This is a genomic window from Marivita sp. (assembly GCF_051251565.1).
GTDB lineage: Bacteria > Pseudomonadota > Alphaproteobacteria > Rhodobacterales > Rhodobacteraceae > Marivita.
This window is the reverse complement of sequence record NZ_JBPOFB010000001.1, coordinates 351812-371121: the sequence shown is the minus strand read 5'-3', so window position 1 is coordinate 371121 and position 19310 is coordinate 351812. Positions and strand designations below refer to the sequence as shown.

At 59.6% G+C, this 19310-nt stretch carries 19 protein-coding genes and 1 tRNA gene; 14 read left to right on the top strand and 6 right to left on the bottom strand.

The window, feature by feature from the left end; translation table 11 throughout:
- Positions 1 to 143 precede the first annotated feature (143 nt).
- From ACSHXH_RS01765 to ACSHXH_RS01755, 3 genes are read left to right on the top strand one after another with little or no spacing between them, the layout of a single operon-like run.
- Positions 144 to 1358 (top strand): formate dehydrogenase subunit gamma, encoded by a 1215-nt coding sequence (locus ACSHXH_RS01765; RefSeq protein WP_435670026.1) that lies wholly within the window; start codon positions 144 to 146, stop codon positions 1356 to 1358.
- A gap of 1 nt (position 1359) precedes the next feature.
- A complete protein-coding gene (locus ACSHXH_RS01760; RefSeq protein WP_435670025.1) occupies positions 1360 to 2664 on the top strand; it encodes a c-type cytochrome in 1305 nt (434 codons plus the stop codon).
- Complete coding sequence (locus ACSHXH_RS01755) at positions 2661 to 2789, top strand: hypothetical protein (RefSeq protein WP_435670024.1); 129 nt, start codon at positions 2661 to 2663, stop codon at positions 2787 to 2789. The genes ACSHXH_RS01760 and ACSHXH_RS01755 overlap by 4 nt, the downstream gene beginning before the upstream one ends.
- A gap of 8 nt (positions 2790 to 2797) precedes the next feature.
- Here ACSHXH_RS01755 and ACSHXH_RS01750 read toward each other — a convergent pair whose 3' ends face one another.
- Positions 2798 to 3601 (bottom strand): aspartate dehydrogenase, encoded by an 804-nt coding sequence (locus ACSHXH_RS01750; protein ID WP_435670023.1) that lies wholly within the window; start codon positions 3599 to 3601, stop codon positions 2798 to 2800.
- Positions 3598 to 4812, bottom strand: a complete 1215-nt coding sequence (locus tag ACSHXH_RS01745; protein WP_435670022.1) for a pyridoxal phosphate-dependent aminotransferase — start codon at positions 4810 to 4812, stop codon at positions 3598 to 3600. The genes ACSHXH_RS01750 and ACSHXH_RS01745 overlap by 4 nt, the downstream gene beginning before the upstream one ends.
- Before the next feature lie 84 nt (positions 4813 to 4896).
- On the opposite strand from ACSHXH_RS01745, the gene xylB reads away from it, so the two are divergent.
- From xylB to ACSHXH_RS01705, 8 genes are all read left to right on the top strand, one after another.
- Positions 4897 to 6360 carry a xylulokinase gene (gene xylB / locus ACSHXH_RS01740; protein WP_435670021.1) on the top strand — a complete coding sequence of 488 codons (1464 nt, stop codon included), beginning with the start codon at positions 4897 to 4899 and terminating at the stop codon, positions 6358 to 6360.
- A 157-nt stretch (positions 6361 to 6517) separates the two neighbouring features.
- Positions 6518 to 7549: a LacI family DNA-binding transcriptional regulator gene (locus ACSHXH_RS01735; protein ID WP_435670020.1), complete on the top strand. Its 1032-nt coding sequence runs from the start codon at positions 6518 to 6520 to the stop codon at positions 7547 to 7549.
- A gap of 92 nt (positions 7550 to 7641) precedes the next feature.
- Entirely contained in the window at positions 7642 to 8946 is a 1305-nt protein-coding gene (locus ACSHXH_RS01730; protein ID WP_435670019.1) for an ABC transporter substrate-binding protein, read from the top strand.
- A 120-nt stretch (positions 8947 to 9066) separates the two neighbouring features.
- Positions 9067 to 9933 (top strand): carbohydrate ABC transporter permease, encoded by an 867-nt coding sequence (locus tag ACSHXH_RS01725; RefSeq protein WP_435670018.1) that lies wholly within the window; start codon positions 9067 to 9069, stop codon positions 9931 to 9933.
- Positions 9934 to 9945: 12 nt separating this feature from the next.
- Positions 9946 to 10776, top strand: coding sequence for a carbohydrate ABC transporter permease (locus tag ACSHXH_RS01720; RefSeq protein WP_435670017.1), 831 nt, complete (start codon positions 9946 to 9948; stop codon positions 10774 to 10776).
- Positions 10777 to 10787: 11 nt separating this feature from the next.
- Positions 10788 to 11792: an ABC transporter ATP-binding protein gene (locus ACSHXH_RS01715; RefSeq protein WP_435670016.1), complete on the top strand. Its 1005-nt coding sequence runs from the start codon at positions 10788 to 10790 to the stop codon at positions 11790 to 11792.
- Positions 11789 to 12562 carry an L-iditol 2-dehydrogenase gene (locus ACSHXH_RS01710; protein ID WP_435670015.1) on the top strand — a complete coding sequence of 258 codons (774 nt, stop codon included), beginning with the start codon at positions 11789 to 11791 and terminating at the stop codon, positions 12560 to 12562. The genes ACSHXH_RS01715 and ACSHXH_RS01710 overlap by 4 nt, the downstream gene beginning before the upstream one ends.
- Complete coding sequence (locus tag ACSHXH_RS01705; protein ID WP_435670014.1) at positions 12550 to 14058, top strand: mannitol dehydrogenase family protein; 1509 nt, start codon at positions 12550 to 12552, stop codon at positions 14056 to 14058. The genes ACSHXH_RS01710 and ACSHXH_RS01705 overlap by 13 nt, the downstream gene beginning before the upstream one ends.
- 27 nt (positions 14059 to 14085) lie before the next feature.
- Here ACSHXH_RS01705 and ACSHXH_RS01700 read toward each other — a convergent pair.
- From ACSHXH_RS01700 to ACSHXH_RS01690, 3 genes are all read right to left on the bottom strand, one after another.
- A tRNA-Arg gene (locus ACSHXH_RS01700) sits at positions 14086 to 14162 on the bottom strand.
- Between the two features lie 46 nt (positions 14163 to 14208).
- Positions 14209 to 14685 (bottom strand): GNAT family N-acetyltransferase, encoded by a 477-nt coding sequence (locus tag ACSHXH_RS01695; protein WP_435670013.1) that lies wholly within the window; start codon positions 14683 to 14685, stop codon positions 14209 to 14211.
- Complete coding sequence (locus tag ACSHXH_RS01690) at positions 14673 to 14984, bottom strand: ETC complex I subunit (RefSeq protein WP_435670012.1); 312 nt, start codon at positions 14982 to 14984, stop codon at positions 14673 to 14675. The genes ACSHXH_RS01695 and ACSHXH_RS01690 overlap by 13 nt, the downstream gene beginning before the upstream one ends.
- A 420-nt stretch (positions 14985 to 15404) precedes the next feature.
- Here ACSHXH_RS01690 and uvrB point away from each other — a divergent pair, with 420 nt between their 5' ends.
- A complete protein-coding gene (gene uvrB / locus ACSHXH_RS01685; RefSeq protein WP_435670011.1) occupies positions 15405 to 17585 on the top strand; it encodes an excinuclease ABC subunit UvrB in 2181 nt (726 codons plus the stop codon).
- A 330-nt stretch (positions 17586 to 17915) separates the two neighbouring features.
- Here the strand turns inward: uvrB and ACSHXH_RS01680 are convergent, their stop codons facing one another.
- Positions 17916 to 18197 (bottom strand): zf-TFIIB domain-containing protein, encoded by a 282-nt coding sequence (locus ACSHXH_RS01680; RefSeq protein ID WP_435670010.1) that lies wholly within the window; start codon positions 18195 to 18197, stop codon positions 17916 to 17918.
- 134 nt (positions 18198 to 18331) lie between these two features.
- Here ACSHXH_RS01680 and ACSHXH_RS01675 point away from each other — a divergent pair, with 134 nt between their 5' ends.
- Positions 18332 to 18793 carry an excinuclease ABC subunit B gene (locus ACSHXH_RS01675; protein ID WP_435670009.1) on the top strand — a complete coding sequence of 154 codons (462 nt, stop codon included), beginning with the start codon at positions 18332 to 18334 and terminating at the stop codon, positions 18791 to 18793.
- A 104-nt stretch (positions 18794 to 18897) separates the two neighbouring features.
- The gene (locus tag ACSHXH_RS01670) at positions 18898 to 19275 is read left to right on the top strand and encodes an excinuclease ABC subunit B (protein WP_435670008.1); all 378 of its coding nucleotides are present in this window, start codon (positions 18898 to 18900) and stop codon (positions 19273 to 19275) included.
- Positions 19276 to 19310: the final 35 nt, after the last annotated feature.

Genomic DNA, 19310 nt, shown 5'->3' with positions numbered 1-19310 from the left:
GGCGCTGGCAACAGTGCCGGGGGCTTTTTTGACTTCACGCTCCGCACACACAGAAGTTTTTGGTCAGCGCCCACAAAGTGGCCCTGTCCCAAGACTTCAAGACCAACAATAATCGTTTTGACCAACAGCCCGAGGATCACGACATGACCCTGCTTCGCAGCTTGCTCTTGCTGACTGTGCTTTCAATCGGACTGGCGCTTCCGTCCGTTCCGTCTGCACAGGAAACTGCTCCCGCAACCGACCGCTCTGCTACGGGCGGAGCCTCGACACTGGACGACATTCTACGCCGCCAACAGGGCCTGCCCGTAGACGACGCAGCGCGCGCGGACAATATCGGCAACCCCGACGCGGCAGCAGGGATTTCGGACCAGCTTGGCACCTTGGGCGGTGCGTCAGACCCCGAACTTTGGCGTGGGTTGCGGTTCAATTCGGCGGATATCACCACACAGATCCGAGGCCCGGCATCAGAGGTGCTGATTCAGGATCGTGGCATGTGGTGGGTGTTGTTCCGTGAAGGACCGCTGCTGACCTATGGCGGCTACCTGCTCTTGGGCACAATTGGCGCGCTTGCACTGTTCTACCTCCTGCGCGGTCGCGTGATGATTGACGGCCAAAAGACCGGCCGCACCATCGAGCGGTTCAAGAATTTCGAACGTTTTGGACATTGGCTTTTGGCCGGGTCTTTCATCCTGCTGGGGATCACCGGTCTTTTGTCCCTGATGGGTCGCAAGTTCCTGATCCCGGCATTTGGACACGACTCTTATGCATGGCTGGCAACCGGATCAAAATGGGTCCACAATAACGTCTCTTGGGCCTTTATGCTGGCGTTGGTCATGATCTTCGTGATGTGGGTCGTACACAACTTCCCCGACAAAACAGACCTCAAATGGCTGGCCAAAGGCGGCGGTCTGTTTGGCGGTGGTCACCCGCCTGCCAAAAAATTCAACGCCGGTCAAAAGATGATCTTCTGGTCCACCATTGTCCTTGGCGTCTCGATTTCAGTCTCGGGCATTTCGCTGCTGTTCCCGTTCGAACTGCCGTTGTTTGCCAAGACCTTTGCCATCCTAAACAGCACAGGCCTACCCGAGATGATGGGCTTTGGTATTCTGCCCGAAGCAATGACTCCGCACGAGGAAATGCAATATGCTCAGCTCTGGCACTCAATTGTCAGCTTTGTGCTCATGGCGATCATCCTCGCGCATATCTACATTGGCTCGGTTGGTATGGAAGGCGCGTTCGACGCAATGGGCAACGGCATGGTCGAAGAGCAATGGGCCAAAGAACACCACAGTCTGTGGGTCGAAGAGGTCAAAGAGCGTGACGCAAAAGCGCCCCGCGACGCGACCCCTGCCGAGTAACATGCGACGGGCGTTCGCCACCTCTGCGGTTTTGTTCTGTGCAACAGCTCTGTCCGCAGGGGATTTCTTTACACTCCAAGGGCATGGCGGCCCCATCATGGGAATTGCCGTGTCCGACACCGACCAGATCGCAACTGTCAGTTTTGACAACGCAGTGGGGCTTTGGTCAGGTCAGCAACCGCTCTGGTTCGACGGGCACGAAGCAGCCGTAAACGCTGTGCTGTTTACTCCAGACAACATGATTGTCTCCGCAGGTGATGACTTCACCCTGCGCGTCTGGTCCCCCGAAGGTACGCAACTGGCGGTCTGGACCGGCCACAAGGGCAAGGTGGTGTCACTGGCGCTGTCACCCGATGCCACACAGTTTGCCTCTGCCAGCTGGGATGGCAGCATTGGTCTGTGGTCCCGCGATGGCACCGCGCCGCGCTTCATGACCGGACATCGTGGCCCGGTCAACGATGTGGCCTTCACCAGGAACGGAACCGGACTGTATTCTGCCTCAGCCGATGGCAGCATCCGCCTTTGGGACGTGGCAACCGCGACGGAGTCTTTGCGCGTGACCGAACATGGGTTCGGCGTCAATGAACTGGAACTGAACGAAGATGCGGGCTGGCTGGCCTATGGGGCCGTTGACGGCGGCACACGCGTGTTGGATTTGGCCACGGGCGATACAGTCGCAGATCTCACTCTGGAACGTCGCCCCGTCTTGTCTCTGGCGCAAACCACGGACGGGTCTTTGCTCGCTGTTGGGGACGGTGAAGGCTACATTATGGTGATCGACACGCCCACTTGGCGCATAGCCCGCGATTTCCGCGCCACAGAACGCGGCCCGGTTTGGGCCTTGGCGTTTTCACAAGATGGCACGAACATCCACGCAGGCGGGCTTGATCCGCGCATGTATTCCTGGCCCGTCGCTACAATGAGCGAGGCCAATCCCATGGCCACCGGCGCGCCCAGCTTTTTGGCCGACGCAGACAGCATGCCAAATGGTGAGCGGCAGTTCATGCGCAAATGTTCGATCTGCCACACTCTGACCCCCGGAAGCGCCCGCCGCGCCGGACCCAGCCTATATGATCTGTTCGGTCGCAGGGCAGGCACCGTCGAGGATTACGCCTATTCAGACGCCCTGAATGGATCGACCCTTATTTGGGACGAAAACACCATTGATGCTCTTTTCGATATCGGCCCAGAGCATTACATACCCGGTACCAAGATGCCGATGCAGCGGATCACCGGCGCGCAAGACCGCGCCGACCTCGTGACCTACCTGCTTCGGGAAACCACGCCCAAGGAGATCTCAAAGTGAAAGCCATGCTTGTTGGATTTGCCGCCATCGCCGTGATCGCCATTGGCGCAAGCTTCACCCTCGACCAGATGGGGTGGAGCGCCGAAGAACAGGGCGCATCCACCTCGAACGTCCGTCTGGACTGAGTTGACTGTCAGGTTCCCACCTGAAGCACCGCTGTTTTCGCCCGCAAAAGCGCAATCACGCTCAGAGCGGTGATCTTGCCGGTTGCGGGGTTTTCCTCGGACGGGCGGTTCTGGATCGTCATTTCGAAATCCGAACTGTCCGAAGTCACGCGGACCGTGTGCTTGTTTTTGTCCAGCGCGGGATCGGCCCAAACCTCCATTCTGGTCTTGTCGGGGCCAAAGCCTGCAAGGCTGACCGCGACGGCCACGTTGACGTTGGCGGGAAACACGCGGGCCACCTCGGTCACCGTCCCGCCCAGCACCAACATCGGTCCTGCCACGTTTGATAGGTCAATGCCGTTGTCCACCACATACGGCGCCTTGGCCAGACCCGCGACAGGCTTGCGCGTCTCGATTACGACCGAGTGCAGAGCACCGACCGCCGCGCCCTTGATCGCATCAAGGCCCAACATCGCGCCCGAGGGCACAATGATCTTGGCGCCTGTCTTGGCCGCCAGATCGAACAGCGCCTCTTGGCCCAGCAACTGGCTGGCCGACAATACGATCAGTTCCTTGCCAGCCTGCACCACGGGCACTGCCAAATCCATGAACATCTGCGGCGGTAGGGTTTCGATCACCACGTCGCAATGATCGGCAATCTCGGCCAGCGCGTAGACAGGCGCGGGCGAAGTCAAGATAGCGTTTGCCTCTGCGGCACGATCCGCATTGCGGGCACAAATGCCCGCCAATGTGCACCCCGGTATGCCACCCCGGTCCAGTTCCTGCGCAACCCGCAACCCGATCGCGCCCATGCCTGCAATCCCGATTTTCATGTGCGATACCTTTCGACCATCTCGACAATCCGGTGGGCGGCGGCCACCGACGCCGCGTGATCCTGTGAAAAGTTCAGCCGCACGCTGTTGCCAGTATGCGGCGCAAACTCTGACCCCGGCGTCACGGTCACGCCCGCTTGCACCCGCAAAAGCCGCACGAAATCTTCTGGTGAGACCACGAGTTTAGGCAATTCCGGGAACAGGTAGCTGCCCGCCTGCGGACACGCAGTCCGGAAACCAGCGGCGCGGAAAATCGCCAGCAGATCATCGCGGATCGCCTCGTGCTGCGCGATGCGGCTTTCCAGCCAGCCCTCGGGTTCGTGGAACCACGTCTTGAGCGCCGCCTGCGAATAACCCGCCGCGCGCAGCGACACGATGGCCTGCAATTTCTCCATCCGTTCGATCAATGCCGCAGACCCGAAGGCGACACCAAGGCGAAACCCGCTGAGCGATTCAGTCTTGGACGGCCCCATAATGGTGATCAGGTTCTTTGGCCGCTCGGCGCAGGCGCGCAGATGGGTATAGCTTTCGCTGCCATAAAGCAGCCGCGAATAAAGCTGGTCGACAATGACCGTCACATCATACTGCGCCGCGAGCCGCGCGATTTCGAGGATTGCCGCGTCTTGGGTCACAACACCTGTCGGGTTGTTCGGGGTCGAGAAGACAAGCACCTCGGCCCCTGCCTCGAACGCCGCTTTCAGTTGACCAAGGTCAGGTCCGCGCTGCGGGGCGTCCTCAAAATAATGCAGAGCAACGGGCAGGATTTCACCGCCAAAAAATGTCACCAGCTTGCGGTTGGCAAAATAATCCGGTTCAAGCACCACGACCTTGGTGCCCCGATCCACCACCGCGCCCAGTGCAAGGAACAGCGCCCCCTGCGTGCCGGGCGTGATGATCAACTCGTCCACCGGATCGACCGGCGCGCCGGTGAAGGCGGCAAGGCTGGCGGCCACATCATCGCGGATCGCCGCAGCACCCCGATATTCGGTATAGGCTTGGGCCGCGCCAGCAGTGAATCCGTCTTCCCAAGCGGCACGCGCACCCGGCGTCGGTTCAAACGCATCCACATCCCCATGCGAGAAATCCACCGGCACCCCCGGCAGGATATCCCCGCGCATCGTCGATTTCAGATCATCGGCGGATTGCCGCACTTCTTGCCCCGGCGCATTGTCCGCGCCAAGCCGTGCAAATTTCGCATCAAGACTGCTCATGGCCTCATCTCCCTTGGTTGGGTCCTGTCTAGCGCGGGTTTTCCCGCCACGCCAGTTCCCAGAGCCTTGACCTGACTTGCACCAATGTTAGCGCTGACGTATGGCTGCATCATGTATCTGGGCATCGACATAGGCACGTCTGCGGTCAAGGTAATCTATACCGACGGCACAGCGATTCTGGCATCGGCTACTGCCGACTTGACGGTGCAATCGCGCCGTCCCGGCTGGTCTGAACAAGACCCCGGCGCGTGGTGGACAGCAACCTGTACGGCCCTGACCGAGGTCAGCGCGACCGTCCCGCTGTCCAGCATCACCGCCATTGGCCTGTCCGGGCAGATGCACGGCGCGGTTCTGTTGGATGCGCACCAAGCCGTGCTGCGCCCGGCGATCCTCTGGAATGACAGCCGCGCCACCGATGATTGCGCGGCTCTGCACACCGCCCTGCCCGAAATCGGGACCATCGCCGGCGTGCTTCCCCTGCCCGGCTTTACTGCGCCAAAACTGATGTGGATGGCGCGCGAAGAACCTGACACCCACGCGCGCATTGCCCATATCCTGCTGCCCAAGGATTATATTGGCCTGTGCCTGCATGGCGCTTTGGCCACGGACCGATCAGACGCTGCTGGCACACTCTGGCTCGATCAGGCGACGCGCGGCTGGAGCGTTGACGCGGCACAGGCGACTTCCACCGAACCCCATTGGCTGCCGCACCTCGCAGATGGTCACGAGATCGTCGGGCAGGTCACGCAACAGGCCGCGGACCAGACCGGCCTGCCCAAAGGCATCCCCGTGGTAGCTGGCGGCGGCGATGCGGCAACCGGCGCCGTGTCACTGGGCGCAACCGAACCGGGGCGCGGGTTTATCTCGCTTGGGACGTCTGGGCAGTTGTTCGTCGCGGGTGATGCCTATCACCCGAACCCGGCCAAGTTCGTGCATGCCTTTGCCCATACCGTGCCAAACCGCTGGTATCAGATGGCCGCCATGCTCAACGGTGCACGGCCCATCGCGTGGTTGGCGGGCCAGCTCGGCATCAGCGCGGGGGACGTCGTGGCGCTTGCTGAAGCGGCCGATCCGACCCGCGTTCCGATCTTCCTGCCCTATCTCACCGGGGAACGCAGCCCGCATGGCGACCCGCATATCCGTGCCGGGTTCTTTGGGCTTGAGGACAGCACCGACCGCGCAGGCCTTTGCCGCGCGGTAATCGAGGCGGTGGCCTTTACCTTTGCCGATGCGGTGGACAGTTTTGGCGAGACGATCACTGACCTGCCCCACCTTGCCGCACTGGGCGGGGGCAGCAAATCGCCCTTCCTTTTGACCCTCATCGCCAGCGCCACGGACAAACGGATCGCACGCACCGCAGGGTCTGATGCAGGCCCGGCGATGGGCGCGGCCCGCCTTGCCGCCTGCGGGCTTGGCGCGATGTCCCTGTCTGATCTGGGCCAACAGCCCAAGATCGCAGATTGGTTCGACCCCATTGCAGACCCAGCGCTTGAAGACAGGCTGCGCCGATACCGGATGCTTTACCTGACGCTCAAAGACTTGCGCTGACCGTCCAACCCAAAGCCATGTGCTTGAAGAAACCGGCTTTTGTCCGCGCCACACATTGGCTGTACGTAAACTTGCCATGGCATGTTGATTTTTTGCGCGCGATAAGAAACTGTAAGCCAACGCCAAGTTTCGTTTGTTAACGCCTACAGGGTCCGCCATGTCACATACCGAAATCAAAAACATGGAAGAATTCGCTGCGATCAGCGGCATTTCACGGCCCACTGTGTCCAAATACTTTCATGATCCCAGCAGCGTCCGCAAATCCACGCGCATGCGGATCGAGGCAGCCTTGGAGAAATACGACTACCGCCCCAACATCTACGCGATGAACCAAAACCGGAAGCTGACCAAGAATATCGGCATCGTGGTGCCCTATCTGGCCGATCCGTTCTTCGCCGAAATCGTTCGGGTGATCGAAGGTCGCTGCATCGAGGCGGGCTTTACCCCGTCGCTGTTCAGCGCCCATGGCGATCAGGCGCATGAGAACGATATCCTCGACAGTTTGCGGTCGATTAAACCAGCGGGGGTTCTGCTTGCCCCACTTGGGCGCGAGTCGGACAAATCGGCGATCGAGACGTTTTGCAAACACGTTCCGACAGTCCTGTTTGACAGCAACATCGAAGGCATGGGCGAGGCGTTTATCGGCTCTGACAACCATAGTTTTGTGTCTCAAACCGTCGAATACCTAAGCCGCACCGGTGAAGCGCCCTGTTTCTTTGAGATGAAAACCCCCGCAAACCCCAATGCCAACAAACGCCGCACCGCCTATCTGTCCATGATGGAGCGGCTTGGGCTTGAGCCGCATGTGGTCAAGGTTGACGGCACAGGTTGGGGTTTTGAGGAAATCGGGCGTCAAGGCGGGCTGAAGGTGCTGGCCGACGGGACTTTGCCGACAAATACAGTGCTGTGCAGCAATGATCGTCTGGCCATCGGATTTCTTTCCGCCTGTTATGAAAGCGGTGTGAAGGTCGGACGCGGGGCCGATTGTCGTTTGCGCGTAGCGTCCCATGACGACCACCCGTTTTCACGCTTCACCTGCCCGTCCCTGACCACAGCAGCCCATGATTACAACGCGGTATCCGATCATGCGGTGGAAACCCTTTTCCGGCTGATCGAAAGTGGAGGACGGCTCGACACCCGATCGGAAAGCCTGTTTGCCGCTCGTCTGATCATGCGGGACTCGGCCTGAAAAAGTTTACGCGAGTAAATTTTTTATTGACGCGAGTAAACAGAATGGTGTTCCATAGCGTCAAGGTAATCTTAAGATCAGGGAGGATTCGGATGCACCTTAGTAACGCACTTCGTGCGGCGACAGCGATGTCGCTTATCATGGTCGGGGCCGCACAGGCAGAGACCATCACTATCGCAACAGTCAACAATGGCGACATGATCCGCATGCAGGGGTACACCGCTGACTTTACGGCCAAGACAGGCCACGAAGTCGAATGGGTGACGCTTGAGGAAAACGTGCTGCGCCAGCGTGTCACGACAGATATCACCACCAAGGGCGGCCAGTTCGACATCATGACGATCGGCATGTACGAAACGCCGATCTGGGGTGCGAACGAATGGCTCGTTCCGCTGAACGATCTGTCCGAGGGCTACGATGTTGGCGATCTTCTGCCTGCAATGGCTGGCGGTCTGAGCCATGACGGCACGCTTTATGCGGCACCGTTCTACGGCGAAAGCTCGATGATCATGTACCGCACCGACCTGATGGAAGCTGCTGGTCTGGAAATGCCGACAGCGCCGACATGGGATTTCGTCCGCGAAGCCGCCGCGGCCATGACCGACCGTGACGCCGAAATCAACGGCATTTGCCTGCGTGGCAAGGCCGGTTGGGGCGAAGGCGGCGCGTTCATCACCGCGATGTCCAACTCGTTTGGCGCCCGCTGGTTCGACATGGACTGGAACGCCCAATTTGACACACAGCCCTGGGCTGACACGCTCAACTTCTTTGTTGGCATGATGAACGAATCCGGTCCTGCTGGATACGCCACCAACGGCTTCAACGAAAACCTGTCGCTTTTCCAACAGGGCAAGTGCGGCATGTGGATCGACGCAACGGTTGCGGCCTCCTTCGTCAGCAACCCCAACGACTCGACCGTGGCCGATAGCGTAGGCTTTGCACTTGCACCCGACACAGGGCTTGGCAAGCGTTCGAACTGGCTCTGGGCATGGGCACTTGCCATTCCGGCAGGCACTCAGAAAGAGGCAGCCGCGAAAGAGTTTATCGAATGGGCAACCTCGAAAGACTATATCGAGCTGGTCGCGGCCAACGAAGGTTGGGCCAACGTCCCTCCCGGCGCGCGCAAGTCGCTGTATGAGAACCCCGAATACCAGAAGGTTCCGTTTGCCCAGATGACGTTGGACTCGATCCTGTCGGCTGATCCAACCAATTCCACGGTTGAACCAACTCCTTATGTCGGCATCCAGTTTGCCGCCATCCCGGAATTCGCCGGTATCGCCTCTGAGGTGAGCCAGGAATTCTCGGCGGCCTATGCCGGTCAGCAGACCGTCGAAGAGGCTCTGGCCAAAGCACAGGCCATCACCAACGAAGCAATGGAGGCTGCGGGCTACCGCTGACCTGACCATCTTGCGGAAGGCGGCGCATGTCGTCGCCTTCCAACGCTTCACACACAGCATCACACAACGTGTAGCATGGTATCCACGGGCGATCTTGCCCGAACCCGGAGAATTTGCGTCATGGCAACCCAACAATCCCGATCAGCGGCCCGCTTGATGATGGCCCCGGCGGTCATTTTGCTTCTCGGGTGGATGCTTGTTCCGCTCACCATGACCCTGTGGTTTTCGTTCCGCCAATATCTTCCTTTGCGCGGCGGCGATCAGGGTTTTGTCGGCTTCGACAACTATGTCCGGTTCATCAGCTCCAGCGCCTTTTGGCCCGCAGTGCAAACAACCCTGATTATCGTGCTGGGCGTGCTTCTCATTACCGTGATCTTTGGTATCCTGCTGGCGATCCTGCTGGACCAACCGATGTGGGGACAAGGCGTTGTCCGTATCCTTGTCATCGCACCCTTCTTTGTTATGCCCACCGTAACCGCGCTGGTCTGGAAGAACATCTTCATGGACCCCAACAACGGTTTGCTGTCCCACCTTTGGGAAGCTTTTGGCGCAGAGCCGGTTGTCTGGCTGTCGGACGCGCCGCTTTTTTCGATTGTTCTGATTGTCTCATGGCAATGGCTGCCCTTTGCGACGCTTATTTTGCTGACCGCGATCCAGTCGCTTGACGGCGAACAGCTTGAGGCCGCCGAAATGGATGGCGCCTCTGTAGTGGCCCGCTTTTTCTACATGGTGCTGCCGCACCTGTCCCGCGCGATCACCATCGTAATCCTGATCCAGACGATCTTTCTTCTGTCGATCTTTGCCGAAATCTTTGTCACCACCGGTGGGGCCTTTGGGACACGAACGCTGACCTACCTGATCTTCCAACGCGTTCTCGAAAGCCAGAACGTCGGGTTGGGATCAGCAGGCGGCGTCTATGCAATCATTCTCGCCAATATCATTGCCATCTTCCTGATGCGCATTGTTGGCAAGAACCTGGACGCGTGAGGAGTTAGACGCATGGCCCGTTCCATCACGACGCAACGCAAGGTGATCAACACAACGCTGGCTTGGGGCATCGGGTTGCTGATCTTTTTCCCGATCCTCTGGACGATCCTGACCAGCTTCAAGACCGAGGCACAGGCCATCAGCGATCCGCCCGTGTTCCTGTTCTTCGACTGGACGCTCGAAAACTATGCCGTGGTTCAGGAACGCTCCAACTACATGCGGTTCTTGTGGAACTCGGTGTTCATCGCGGGCGGCTCAACGATCTTGGGTGTGATGATCGCCATCCCGGCGGCTTGGTCGATGGCGTTTGTGCCTTCGGCGCGCACCAAGGACATCCTGTTGTGGATGCTCTCGACCAAAATGTTGCCAGCGGTCGGCGTTCTTTACCCGATCTACCTGATCTTCATCGAATTCGGGCTGCTCGACTCGCGCATCGGCCTTGTGATCGTCATCATGCTGATCAACCTGCCGATCATTGTCTGGATGCTCTACACCTATTTCCGGGAAATTCCCGGAGAGATCCTCGAAGCAGCGCGGATGGATGGCGCAACCCTGCGCGAAGAGATCCTGTATGTGCTGACCCCGATGGCCATTCCTGGCATCGCGTCGACACTGTTGCTCAACTTCATCCTTGCCTGGAACGAAGCGTTCTGGACACTCAACCTGACGGCGGCCAAAGCTGCCCCGCTGACCGCATTTATCGCCAGCTATTCCAGCCCCGAAGGCCTGTTCTACGCCAAGCTTAGCGCGGCCAGCACCATGGCCATCGCCCCGATCCTCATCCTTGGCTGGTTCAGCCAGAAACAACTTGTCCGTGGCCTGACCTTCGGCGCCGTAAAATAAGGAATTCACCCATGGGACGTATTGTGCTCGACAAAGTCAGGAAAGCCTTCGGTGAAGTCGAGGTTATTCCCCCGCTGGACCTGACCATTGAAGACGGCGAATTCACCGTATTCGTCGGCCCCTCTGGCTGCGGCAAATCCACTTTGCTGCGCCTGATCGCCGGGCTGGAGGACGTGTCAGGCGGCGTCATTTCGATCGACGGGACCGACGCCACGATGGTGCCCCCCGCCAAACGCGGACTGGCGATGGTGTTTCAGTCCTACGCACTTTATCCGCACATGACCGTGCGCAAAAACATCGCCTTCCCCCTGCGCATGGCAAAGATGGATCCGTCCGAGATCGACCGGCGTGTTACCAATGCCGCCTCCGTTCTGAACCTCACCGACTACCTTGATCGGCGGCCCGGCCAGTTGTCCGGCGGTCAGCGTCAGCGCGTCGCCATCGGCCGGGCCATTGTACGCGAACCGAGTGCGTTCCTCTTTGACGAACCGCTGTCAAACCTCGATGCCGCGCTCCGCGTCGGCATGCGGCTTGAAATCAGCGAATTGCACAAACGGCTTGCCACCACGATGATCTACGTCACCCATGATCAGGTCGAAGCCATGACAATGGCCGACAAGATCGTCGTGCTTCAGGCGGGGCATATCGAGCAGGTCGGAAGCCCGCTTGAGCTCTACCGCGCGCCGCGCAATACCTTTGTCGCGGGCTTTATCGGCTCGCCCAAGATGAACCTGATCACCGGGGCCGAAGCCCGCAAACACGACGTCACCACTATTGGCATCCGCCCTGAACATATCGACATTTCCGAAACCGAAGGCGCATGGCATGGCAAGGTCGGTGTGTCCGAGCACCTTGGTTCTGATACGTTCTTCCACGTCCAATCCGACGTGTCCTCCGAACCGCTGACCGTGCGGGCAACGGGCGAGCTGTCTTTGGGCTATGGCGCAGATGTGTACCTGACCCCGCGCGCCGAACATCTCCACCGCTTTGACGACAAGGGCCTGCGCATCGCATGACACGACTGACCGGAAAAACTGCCCTGATCACCGGGGCCGCGCGAGGCATTGGGCGGGCTTTTGCCGAAGCCTATGTGCGCGAAGGTGCGCGCGTGGCGATTGGCGATATCGATATCACCCGCGCCGAGCAAACCGCCTCCGAGATCGGGGCAAACGCCATCGCGGTCGAAATGGATGTAACCAACCAAGCCAGCATTGACGCAGCCGTTGCCACCACTGTAGGCAGGCTCGGCCAGATCGACATCCTGATCAACAACGCCGCGATCTTCACCGCCGCCCCGATCACCGAGATTACTCGCGCCGACTATGCCCGCACCTTCGACATCAATGTCGCCGGTACGCTCTTTACGCTTCAGGCGGTGGCCAATCATATGATCGACCGCGGCATCAAAGGCCGCATCATCAACATGGCCAGTCAGGCAGGGCGCCGCGGCGAACCGCTTGTCGCCGTCTATTGCGCCACCAAAGCTGCGATCATCTCGCTCACCCAATCGGCAGGTCAAAACCTGATCCAGCACGGCATCAACGTGAACGCCATTTCCCCCGGAGTGGTGGATGGCGAACACTGGGACGGTGTGGATGCGTTCTTTGCCAAATACGAAAACAAGGCCCCCGGCCAGAAAAAGCGCGAGGTCGGCGATGCCGTCCCCTTTGGCCGCATGGGCCGCGCAGAAGATCTGACCGGCATGGCAGTGTTCCTTGCCAGTGACGACGCCACCTACATCGTGGCCCAATGCTACAACGTGGATGGTGGCCAATGGATGAGCTGACACATACGACCCGCGTCACCAACCTGCCTCTGACACAGGCGAACCTGCCCCACCTGCCCGACGCCATCGCGCGCCCGACCTATGACCGCAGCGCACTGACCGCAGGGATCGTGCATATCGGCCTTGGCAACTTTCACCGGGGCCACCAAGCATGGTACCTGCACAAGCTGATGCAGCAGGGTTTGGCCCATGATTGGGCGATTATCGGCGCAGGTGTCCGCGCAGGCGACGCCAAAATGCGCGACAAGCTGTTGGCACAGGACTGCCTGACAACGCTGATCGAACTCGATCCGGCTGGCACCTCCGCCGAGGTGATCGGCTCCATGATCGGCTTTGTGCCAGTGGCCGAGGGCAATGCCCCGCTGATCGCAGCCATGTCCGATCCAGCCATCCGCATCGTGTCGCTGACCGTGACCGAAGGCGGGTATTATCTGAACGCCACAGGCGCGCTCGACCTGTCGCACCCTGACCTCCAGCACGACATTGCCCACCCTGACGCCCCCAAAACCGTCTTTGGTGCAATGGTGGCCGCACTGCGCACCCGCCGCGCCGCAGGGCACGCGCCCTTCACCGGCCAATCCTGCGACAACCTTCAGGGCAATGGTGCAATCCTGCGGCAAACGATTGTGGGTCTGGCCCGCGCCACCGACCCTGACCTTGCCGATTGGATCGAAACCCAAAGCAGCTTTCCGAACGCGATGGTCGATTGCATCGTGCCCGCCACCGGCGAGGCCGAGCTGGCCCGCGCCCGCGCGCTTGGCGTGATCGACGCGGTGCCCGTGACACACGAGAATTTCCGCCAATGGGTCATCGAGGATGACTTTTGCGCAGGCCGCCCCGCCTGGGAGATTGTCGGCGCAACCCTGACGCAGGACGTGCACAGCTTTGAGGCGATGAAGATCCGCATGCTCAATGCGGGCCACCAAGTTCTGGCCAATGCCGGCGAACTCCTGGGCCTGCCGACCATTGCCGCCTGTATGGAGGACGCCCAGATCGCGGCGTTCTTCCGCAAGGTCCAGACCGACGAAATCGCCCCGCATGTGCAGCCTGTGCCGGGCATGACACCGGATGCCTATCTCGATCTGATCGCGCGACGCTTTTCCAACCCGCAGATCCACGACACCACCCGCCGCGTGGCGTTCGACGGCGCATCCCGCCATGCGGGGTTTGTCCTTCCGATCCTGCGCGACAGTCTGGCAAAGGGCACTTCGATCTCTGGGTTGGCCCTCACCGAGGCGCTCTGGGCCCGCATGTGCCACGGCACCCGCGACGACGGCAGCCTGATCGACCCCAATGACCCGATCTGGCCAGACCTTATGGCCACCGCGCAAACCGCCCGCGACACGCCAAAGGCATGGCTGTTGCAAAAACAAATATACGGCGACCTCGCCTCAAACCCGCACTTCGGCGCTGCGTTTGCGGGATGGCTGTCAGCACTCTGGGAAAACGGAACCCGAGCCACGCTCAGCGCGTACCTCACCGACGGCACGATCTGATGGTCACATCACCTGTTGTAGACATAATGGCGATCCCTGAAGGACTCGAACCCTCAACCTGCTGATTAGAAGTCAGCTGCTCTATCCAGTTGAGCTAAGGGACCGCTGGATGCTTATTTGCCGAACTTGCCGCGTCGGGGCAAGGGACCGTCATACGGTTCGCGTCATAAAAACGCTGAGTGGGTCGTCAACATAGTCGGCAAACGGCGCGCAATAGCGAAAGCCTTCGCGTTGGTACAAGCGGCGCGCGGCGGCAAACGGCGCTTCTGATCCGGTTTCAAGGCTGATACGCGTCAGGCCAAGATGGCTGGCCTCCAGGACGATCCGTTTGACAAGAGCGGACCCTACGCCACGCCCGCGGGCTTCGACGCGGGTGTGCATGGATTTCAATTCGCCATGTGTCGCCTCCAACGGCTTGAGCGCAGCAATGCCCAGCATCTCATCACCGTCGCGCAGCGCGAACACCTGTGCGCCCGCTGCAAACAGTTCGTCCGCGCTCATCACATGGCAGCTTTCCGACGGGGTTTGCGCTTGCATCATGTCAGCATGCCGCGTGATCAGGTCGACAACATCACAAGTGGGTGCAACAACGGGATCGATGCGAAAGGACAGCTTCAATGCGTCCATGCACCCTTGCGATCAACGGCAAAGTTTTCCGCGTATCCGCGCGCGCGGATGTTCGGCTTGCGCTTGTTGGGGATGAATTGAACCACCTCGATGCCGTGTTCCTTGGCATAGGCGCGGGCCGCATCCAGCGTATCAAAGGTCAGGCGCACCTGGCTTTGCATATCCGAGGACGAAGTCCAGCCCATCAGGGGGTCGATCTCGCGCGGGCTGTCGGGGGCAAATTCCAGAACCCAATGGCGCGTCTTTGCCGTGCCAGAGGACATCGCAGTTTTTGAGGGTTGATAAATCCGGGCGCGCATGGGTCTCACCTGTTTCGACTGTGCCAAAGATATGGTCAAAAACGACGCGACACGCAAGCCCAACCGGGGGTTGCCGATATCGCAGCGGAAGCGGGAGACTACGGTGCAAGCAGGGCAACAAAATACTTCGGGCTGCGGGGAGCGAGGGGTGGGTGTGTGCCGCCCGAAACAAATGGTGCCATCTGCTTGCGCTTTTAAAGCTACCGATTTCATGCAGCGATGGAAGGGAAAAAACCAAAGTTCCACGGATTGTCGCAGTTCAGGCCAGGTCGAAACGTCAAAAAGTGCAGAAACTCAGGGGTTACGCGGAAATAACTCATTGTACGACCAAGGTTGCAATTCTGGCCGCCACCCCGCAATTTGACACTCTTGCCAAGGGACGTACCTTTTGGACGACCCCCTGATTCCGTCCGGTGACCCATGTCCGATATTCAGCTCCTTCACGCCCCTGCCCCAGATGTCCGCGCCCGCGAGAAGCTGGAAGGCGGCATTCGGTTTCGTATCAACACTGATTTCGAACCCGCAGGCGACCAACCCAACGCGATCCGCGACCTGTCGGCTGGCCTCGTGTCTGGTGAACGCGATCAGGTGCTGTTGGGCGCAACCGGCACGGGCAAGACCTTTACCATGGCGATGGTGATCGAACAAACCCAGCGCCCCGCGATCATTCTGGCCCCGAACAAGACCCTCGCGGCGCAGCTTTACGGCGAATTCAAAGGGTTCTTCCCGGACAATGCGGTCGAATACTTTGTCAGCTACTACGATTACTACCAGCCCGAAGCCTATGTCGCGCGGTCAGACACCTATATTGAGAAAGAATCCCAGATCAACGAACAGATCGATCGGATGCGCCACTCGGCCACCCGTGCGCTTTTGGAACGCGATGATGTGATCATCATCGCCTCGGTCTCGTGCATCTACGGCATCGGGTCGGTCGAAACCTACGGCGCGATGACCCAGGATCTGCATGTCGGTAAAAGCTATGATCAGCGCGCCGTCATGGCCGACCTGGTGGCGCAGCAATACCGCCGCAACGATCAGGCGTTCCAGCGCGGGTCATTCCGGGTGCGTGGCGACAGCCTCGAAATCTTTCCCGCCCACCTTGAAGACCGGGCATGGAAACTGTCTTTCTTTGGCGACGAATTGGAGGCGATCACCGAATTCGACCCGCTGACCGGGGTTAAAACCGACAGTTTTGACCGCATCCGCCTTTATGCAAATTCGCATTACGTGACGCCGAAACCAACGATGCAACAGGCCATGTTGGGCATCAAGAAAGAGCTGCGCATCCGGCTTGATCAGTTGGTGGCTGAAGGCAAACTCCTTGAGGCGCAGCGGCTGGAACAGCGCACAAATTTCGATCTCGAAATGCTCGAAGCCACCGGCGTCTGCAACGGAATCGAGAACTATTCACGCTACCTCACCGGCCGCGCCCCCGGAGAGCCGCCTCCCACCTTGTTCGAATTCATCCCTGACAATGCCATCGTGTTCGCCGACGAATCTCATGTCAGCGTCCCACAGATCGGCGGCATGTATAAAGGCGACTTCAGGCGCAAGATGACGCTGGCGGAACACGGCTTTCGCCTGCCCTCTTGCATGGACAACCGCCCGCTGAAGTTCGAGGAATGGGACGCCATGCGCCCGCAATCGGTCTTTGTGTCGGCCACCCCGGCCAAGTGGGAAATCGAACAAACCGGCGGCGTGTTCACCGAACAGGTGATCCGCCCCACCGGATTGCTTGATCCGATGGTCGAAATCCGCCCGGTTGACATGCAGGTAGACGATCTGCTGGACGAAATCCGCCGCGTCGCAGCCGATGGTTACCGCGTTCTTGTGACGACGCTGACCAAACGCATGGCCGAGGATCTGACCGAATACCTGCACGAACAGGGCATTCGCGTGCGCTACATGCACTCGGATATCGACACGATCGAACGCATCGAAATCCTGCGCGACCTGCGCTTGGGCGCGTTTGACGTGCTGATCGGGATCAACCTGTTGCGCGAAGGTTTGGACATTCCCGAATGTGGGCTGGTGGCCATTCTGGATGCGGACAAAGAAGGCTTCCTGCGCTCGGAAACCTCGCTCATTCAGACCATTGGCCGCGCCGCACGGAATGCCGAAGGCCGCGTCATCATGTATGCTGACCGGATCACCGGCTCCATGGAGCGCGCGCTGGCCGAAACCGACCGCCGCCGCGCCAAGCAGATCGCCTATAACGAAGAACACGGCATCACGCCCGCGACGATCAAGAAGAACGTGGATGACATTCTTCAGGGTCTCTACAAAGGTGACGTGGACATGAATCGCGTCACCGCCAAGGTGGACAAACCACTGGCGGGTGCGAACCTTAAAGCCGTGCTCGACGGGCTGCGCACCGATATGCGCAAGGCCGCCGAGAACCTTGAGTTCGAAGAAGCCGCCCGCCTGCGCGACGAGGTTAAACGCCTTGAGGCTGTTGATCTTGCCATCGCTGACGACCCGCTCGCCCGCCAATCCGCCGTGGAGGCAGCAGCCGAAGCCGCCGTCAAATCATCGGGCCGGTCAACCGCAGGCCGACCCGGACAACGCGGCGGGAATGTGAAGCGGCGGAAGAAGTGACTGGTAAGGGTGGCCAAACATTGCTCACCCTGCGGCCCTGACGACCTGCGCATGATATTCCTACACTGCGCATAGCCTGAACGGGTCTCGCGGAGTGCTAACGCACCGGTATAGCGATGCTCGGTCAAACCATCACTCAACCGTTAACAAAACGTTAATGCAGGTCAGGTGGGCAACCAGTGCCCACCGACCCGGAATCTCATGGCCTAGATGAACGGTACAAAAGGCACGCCACAGGCGCTCAGGGCCAGCAAACTCGCAACGGCAATCCACACATGCATAACGGCCTCCACAGGTCGGACAGATGTGTACGACCTAGCGGAACCCGATTTAAAAGTCGAACAGGTCTTCCAGAAATCCGCCGCGCTTTTTCTTTTTGTGATATCCGCCATCGTCGCGGTAGCGGCCATCGTCGTAACCGCGTGCGGGCTGTGCCTGCTGCACAGGTTGAGGCGGGGGCGGTGGTGGCGGTGTAAAGCTGGCGCTGCGTTCGATGATCTTGTCCAATTCCCCCCGGTCCAGCCAGACGCCACGGCATTGCGGGCAATAGTCGATTTCCACACCCGACCTTTCGGCAATCACGAGTGCGGTTCCGTCGATGGGGCATTTCATGGCGACTCTCCTCTGTGTAGCTCTCGTTTCACATAAGCAATCAAACCGCGTTTTCACCCCCGTGCGCCAACTTGGCCAAATCTGCTGCCCAACCTTCTGTTGGACCCATGCACATCCTACGCTATCTTTGACCTATGAAATGGTGTTTCGCGCCCCTTGTCGCCCTTAGCCTGACCGGCCCCGCTGCCGCGTGGGACTTCTCGCTGCAGCCGATCTGCACCCTGTCACACCGGGGACAAGAGATGGATGTGACCGTCACTTTTGACCCGGCACTTGCGGAATACGCGCTTCACCTGACCCGCCCCGGGGGCTGGCCCGAAGCTCCGGTGTTTTCGCTACGGTTTGAGGGCGCGGCAGGTCAGACGATCTCGACCAGCCGGCATGTTATCACTTTGAACACCCTGACTGTGCGCGACAGCGGGTTCGGCAATGTTCTGGACGGTCTGGCGTTCAACAGCCGCGCCGTGGCCGTTCTGGGAGCCCTGAATGTGGGTGTCGATCTGGAGGGGGCGACCGCCGAAGTGGCCGCGTTCCGGGAATGCCCAAGTGATCAAATTGCGACTGTCCCCATGGGGACAAAGATGAATAAATCGTAAATCTTTACAGGTAGAATCTTGATTTTAAATTATAAAATACATCCCTCACTTGAAGCCTCTGCAAATTTATTGCTCCGTGAAATTGGTTAAGCTAGCGTAAAATCATGACCCGACTGATCCCCATTCTGCTGCTTTTGGCAGCCTGCGCCACGCCGCAAGAGCGCTGCATCAACGATGCCGCTGCCCCGTATCGTGCTGCATTGAAGGAACGGGCCGAGATTGCCACAACTCTTTCGCGCGGCTTTGACTGGGTGACAGAATACCAGACCCGCCGGGTCTTTACCCGCTGCAAAACACACGATGGCGGCTGGGTGCCCTGTTGGGACCGGCAGACTTATCCCGTGACCCGCCGTGTGCCCATCGACCGAACCGCGCTTCAAACACGCGATGCGCAGTTGGCCCGTGATCTGCCCGGCTTTGAACGTGCGGCAGAGCGCGGGGCCGCCGCCTGCATCGCAGCATTGCCCCAAGACGAAACCTGACCTGCTTGCCCGGAGAACCGTCGCCAGCATAGAAG

Coding starts and splice junctions, on each gene's coding strand:
- ACSHXH_RS01765 (WP_435670026.1), top strand. CDS start 144: ATGACCCTGCTTCGCAGCTTGCTCTTGCTGACTGTGCTTTCAATCGGA.
- ACSHXH_RS01760 (WP_435670025.1), top strand. CDS start 1,360: ATGCGACGGGCGTTCGCCACCTCTGCGGTTTTGTTCTGTGCAACAGCT.
- ACSHXH_RS01750 (WP_435670023.1), bottom strand. CDS start 3,601: ATGAAAATCGGGATTGCAGGCATGGGCGCGATCGGGTTGCGGGTTGCG.
- ACSHXH_RS01745 (WP_435670022.1), bottom strand. CDS start 4,812: ATGAGCAGTCTTGATGCGAAATTTGCACGGCTTGGCGCGGACAATGCG.
- xylB (WP_435670021.1), top strand. CDS start 4,897: ATGTTAGCGCTGACGTATGGCTGCATCATGTATCTGGGCATCGACATA.
- ACSHXH_RS01735 (WP_435670020.1), top strand. CDS start 6,518: ATGTCACATACCGAAATCAAAAACATGGAAGAATTCGCTGCGATCAGC.
- ACSHXH_RS01730 (WP_435670019.1), top strand. CDS start 7,642: ATGCACCTTAGTAACGCACTTCGTGCGGCGACAGCGATGTCGCTTATC.
- ACSHXH_RS01725 (WP_435670018.1), top strand. CDS start 9,067: ATGGCAACCCAACAATCCCGATCAGCGGCCCGCTTGATGATGGCCCCG.
- ACSHXH_RS01720 (WP_435670017.1), top strand. CDS start 9,946: ATGGCCCGTTCCATCACGACGCAACGCAAGGTGATCAACACAACGCTG.
- ACSHXH_RS01715 (WP_435670016.1), top strand. CDS start 10,788: ATGGGACGTATTGTGCTCGACAAAGTCAGGAAAGCCTTCGGTGAAGTC.
- ACSHXH_RS01710 (WP_435670015.1), top strand. CDS start 11,789: ATGACACGACTGACCGGAAAAACTGCCCTGATCACCGGGGCCGCGCGA.
- ACSHXH_RS01705 (WP_435670014.1), top strand. CDS start 12,550: ATGGATGAGCTGACACATACGACCCGCGTCACCAACCTGCCTCTGACA.
- ACSHXH_RS01695 (WP_435670013.1), bottom strand. CDS start 14,685: ATGGACGCATTGAAGCTGTCCTTTCGCATCGATCCCGTTGTTGCACCC.
- ACSHXH_RS01690 (WP_435670012.1), bottom strand. CDS start 14,984: ATGCGCGCCCGGATTTATCAACCCTCAAAAACTGCGATGTCCTCTGGC.
- uvrB (WP_435670011.1), top strand. CDS start 15,405: ATGTCCGATATTCAGCTCCTTCACGCCCCTGCCCCAGATGTCCGCGCC.
- ACSHXH_RS01680 (WP_435670010.1), bottom strand. CDS start 18,197: ATGAAATGCCCCATCGACGGAACCGCACTCGTGATTGCCGAAAGGTCG.
- ACSHXH_RS01675 (WP_435670009.1), top strand. CDS start 18,332: ATGAAATGGTGTTTCGCGCCCCTTGTCGCCCTTAGCCTGACCGGCCCC.
- ACSHXH_RS01670 (WP_435670008.1), top strand. CDS start 18,898: ATGACCCGACTGATCCCCATTCTGCTGCTTTTGGCAGCCTGCGCCACG.